Origin of the sequence: Methylobacterium sp. CCH5-D2 (assembly GCF_001556475.1) — a bacterium.
GTDB lineage: Bacteria > Pseudomonadota > Alphaproteobacteria > Rhizobiales > Beijerinckiaceae > Methylobacterium > Methylobacterium hispanicum.
On the sequence record NZ_LSIX01000219.1, the window covers coordinates 1 to 3,886 of the forward strand.

At 69.8% G+C, this 3,886-nt stretch carries 3 protein-coding genes; 1 reads left to right on the forward strand and 2 read right to left on the reverse strand.

Going from position 1 to position 3,886, the window contains the following annotated elements; all coding sequences use genetic code 11:
• Positions 1-200: 200 nt before the first annotated feature.
• Both AX737_RS05655 and AX737_RS05660 read right to left on the reverse strand, forming a co-directional pair.
• Complete coding sequence (locus tag AX737_RS05655; protein WP_066919706.1) at positions 201-2,315, reverse strand: ABC transporter ATP-binding protein/permease; 2,115 nt, start codon at positions 2,313-2,315, stop codon at positions 201-203.
• 187 nt (positions 2,316-2,502) lie between these two features.
• Positions 2,503-2,832, reverse strand: a complete 330-nt coding sequence (locus AX737_RS05660) for a hypothetical protein (RefSeq protein WP_066919709.1) — start codon at positions 2,830-2,832, stop codon at positions 2,503-2,505.
• A gap of 248 nt (positions 2,833-3,080) precedes the next feature.
• On the opposite strand from AX737_RS05660, the gene AX737_RS05665 reads away from it, so the two are divergent.
• A complete protein-coding gene (locus tag AX737_RS05665) occupies positions 3,081-3,713 on the forward strand; it encodes a 2OG-Fe(II) oxygenase (protein WP_066919711.1) in 633 nt (210 codons plus the stop codon).
• Positions 3,714-3,886: the final 173 nt, after the last annotated feature.

A 3,886-nucleotide genomic window follows, 5' to 3' on the forward strand; every position in this document is an offset into this window, starting at 1 on the left:
GGTTCCAGTGGCGATCGAGGAGACGACCCCCGCCATATGCGATCGCCCTGCCCGCGCGGAGACCGCTGCGCGGGTCGATCCCTCCTCCAAGGCTGCTCCAAGGCTCCTTCAAGGCTCCTGCGGGGACCGGCGACGGATCCGGCTCGGGGCGCGCCCGCACGATCCCGGCGACGCCTCGCCCGCGCGGGAGGTCGCGCCCCCTACTCCGCCGGCACCGGCATGCGCGCGTCGCGCGGGGTGAACAGCCCGCCCTCCCCGGGCTGCATCTCGACCCGGCGGTCGTGCAGCGCGTTCAGCGTCGAGCGGTGGCCGATCGAGACGATCGTCGTGCCGGGCAGGCGCTGGCGCAGCATCCGGTAGATCGCGGCCTCGCTCGGCTCGTCGAGCGCCGCGGTGGCCTCGTCGAGGAAGAGCCAGTCGGGCTTGGCGAGCAGGGCGCGGGCGATCGCGACCCGCTGCTGCTCGCCGCCCGACAGGCGCCGGTCCCAGTTGTCCACCTCGTCGAGCCGGTCGGCGAGGTGCGGCAGCTGCGCCGCCGTCAGCGCCTCGCGGATCGCCGCGTCCTCGACCTGATCGACGGTGCTTGGGTAGGCGATGGCGCCCCGGAGCGTCCCCAAGGGCAGGTAGGGCCGCTGCGGCAGGACGAGCGCCGATTGTCCCGCCGGCACGTCGATCCGGCCCCGGCCGAACGGCCAGATGCCGGCGATCGCCCGGAACAGGGTCGATTTGCCCGAGCCCGAGGGGCCGGCGAGCAGCGTCGCCGCGCCCTTGGGCAGGGCGAGCGCGTCGGCCCGCACGATCTCGCGCCCGTCCGGCAGCGCCAGCGTCAGGTCGCCCGCGGTGACCGGACCCTGCGTGGCGTTGCCCTGCTCCAGGCCGTAGCCCGCGGCCGAGAGCGCCTCGGCCTTCGTCATCGCCCGCTTGAAGGATCCGAGGCGGATGGTGTTGGCCCGGTAGGAGGCCAGCGTGATGTAGCTGTTGACGAAGAAGTCGAGCGAGCCCTTCACGTTGCTGAAGGCGTCGGTGGTCTGCTGCAGGGTGCCCAGCGTGATCTTCTTCGAGAAGAAGGACGGCGCCGCCACGATCAGCGGGAAGACCGCGCTCGCCTGCCGGTAGGTGAAGGTGAAGGCGATCAGCTTGATGCGCCGGAAGATGATGTCGACGTAGTTGTCGATCACGGCGTGGAACAGGGTGGCCAGCCGCGAGGACTCGGCGCGCTCGCCGCGCAGCAGCGCGATCTGCTCGGAATAGATGCGGTTGCGGGCGAGCGAGAAGCGGAAGTCGGCTTCGACCTGCTCCTGCCGGAAATTCAGCCCGATCAGGGGCTTGCCGATGACGTGGGTGAGCCACGTGCCGACCACCGCGTAGGCGATCACCAGCCAGACCAGGAAGCCCGGGATCACCGTGTCGGTGAAGGGCAGCACGAAGTCGCGCGAGATCGTCCAGAGGATGACGATGAAGGAGACGAGCTGGGCGGCCTGCGAGAGCAGCCGGATCGACAGGCTCGCGGTCTGCTGGATGAAGGCGTTGACGTCCTGCTGGATGCGCTGGTCGGGGTTGTCGGCGTGCACGTCCGTGAAGGGGATGCGGTAGTGCGTGCCCCGGCCCAGCCAGCGCTCGTAGAGGCTGTGGGTCAGCCACGTGCGCCAGCGGATGTGCAGGGAGGAATCCACGAACAGGTCGAACATGCCGATGGCGATGTTGAGCACCGCGAGCGGGATGAAGATCCAGGTGATCTGGTACCAGAACGCCTCGGCGTTCAGCTCCTGCAGGGTGTTGTACATGTCGCGGTAGAAGAAGTTGAACCGCAGCGTCAGCGCCACGTCCGCGAAGTTCACGAAGATCGAGAGCGCGACGAGGCGCTGGCCGATCTTGCCCTCCGTGCTGCCGAACCAGCGGAACAGGCCGATCTCCTTGGTCGGCGCGTCGCGGTTGGCGAAGTAGGGGTCGGCGATCAGCGTGATGTCGCGAATGGGCTTCCAGTAGGAGATCGCCAGCACGATGCCGCCGAACACCACCGCGCCGGTGGCCGCGAAGGCCGGGGGCAGCAGCGCGGCGATCACCGGCGGCAGCGCGCCCATGGCGGCCAGCGTCTTGGTCCCGGCCAGCAGCAGGTAGCCGATGCCGTAGACCGAGACGAAGATCTTCAGGTAGGCCGAGAGGTTGGCCGAGGCCAGCAGGATGCCCGCCATCGCGAAGCCCGCGAGCGAGACGTAGAGCGGCGGCGAGGGAATCCCCGGCATCGCCAACAGCACCAGGGCGGCCAGTGCGGTGAGCACGGCCTGAATCCCGAGCCCGCTCCTGATTGCGGCCACGCGCGTCTCCCAGATCGTCCCAAGGGTCCGTCCCAGGGCGTCCGGGGCCCCACGGACCACGATCCACCCGTCACCCCGGCCGCCGTCAGCGGCAGTGACGGCGGGTCGTGGCGAGATAGTGGCACCCGGCCCGGGATGTCGCGTGAAACTTTCGCAATGCGCGCCGTTCCCGGCGCGGCCGATCCGCCTACCAGTCCCACTCCTCGAAGCCGGGCTCGCGGCAGCGGTAGCCGACCGGGCATTGGGGATTGTCGCGGGTGGGCAGGAAGCGCAGCTCCGCGATCTCCGAGAAGGCGCAGAAGGAGCGGTCGCGCACGAAGCGCTCCGGCGCCCCCTTGGGCGGGACGAGAACGATGTCGCCCTGCTGCTTCACCAGGGCGATCGCCTCGGGACAGGTCAGGATCCGGGTGGTCGGAGCGGGCGCGCGCGGCTGGACCTTGGCCGGAGCGCCGCCCTGGGCCCTCGCCGGGGCGCCGAGGGTGAAGCCGATGAGGCAGGCGCTGACAAGGCGTCGCATCGTGGAAAACAGGCGCCCCAGCACGCTCGCGAACTCGACGGTGAGGCAAGCATGGCAGTTTCCACAGCCTGCGGGAAGAGGTGGGGTGTCACCCGTCTACCCATACGGGAGATATTCCGCCGTGGCGGCGCCGTAATCGCGCAGTTTATGGATTTCCCGCACGCCGAAGCCGGTTAACATTCCGTTGCCTCGGCGCGCGCCCGCATCGGTATGCTTGCTCTTCGTCCCCTGGGGGGTCCGGTTCTCTGATGACGACGCTCTCGATCCTCGATCTCGACGCGGTGCGGGCCGCCCCCGTGGCCCGCGAGCCCTATGCCTGGACGCTCGGCCAGAACGTGCTGAGGCCCGACGCCATCCCGGCGATCCGCGACGACTTTCCCGACATCGCCAAGCCCGGCTACCTCACGGTGGACGAGGTGGCGCTCAAGGGCCGCTTCAAGGCTCTCATCGACGAACTGGAGAGCGACGACTTCTCGCGCATCCTCGGCGAGAAGTTCGGCATCGACCTCGTCTCCTGCCCGCGGCTCACCACGATCATGCGGCGCAGCCAGCCGAAATACGGCTCGATCCACACGGACGGGCCCTCGAAGGTGCTCACGCTCCTCGTCTACATGAACGACGCCTGGGACGCGCCCGCCGCCGGCCGGCTCCGGGTGCTCTACGACGGGAAGAACTACGCGCCCTTCGCGGTCGAGGTGCCGCCCACGATGGGCACGATGTTCGCGTTCCTGCGGGCGGACAATTCCTGGCACGGGCACGAGCCCTTCGAGGGCGAGCGCCGGGTGGTGCAGGTGGCGTGGCTCAAGGACGCGTCGGAGCTGGAGCGCAAGAAGAAGCGCAACCGGACGGCGCAGTTCCTGAAGGGCATCTTCGGGCGCTGAAGGCCGGGCGGGGGAAGCATGGCCGGGGGACTGGTGATGGTGGCGCGCCCGGAATCCGGGCTGCCGGAGGAGGGCGCGGAGGCGAACCGGCGCGGCCTCGCCTGGCTCGGCGTACCGCTTCTGCTCGCGGCGGGCTGGGGGGCGTTCCTGGCCTACAGCGCGGTCTTCCTCAC

Excerpts from the sequence above, each read along its gene's own strand:
- AX737_RS05660 (WP_066919709.1), bottom strand. The coding sequence starts at position 2,832 with ATGCGACGCCTTGTCAGCGCCTGCCTCATCGGCTTCACCCTCGGCGCC.
- AX737_RS05665 (WP_066919711.1), top strand. The coding sequence starts at position 3,081 with ATGACGACGCTCTCGATCCTCGATCTCGACGCGGTGCGGGCCGCCCCC.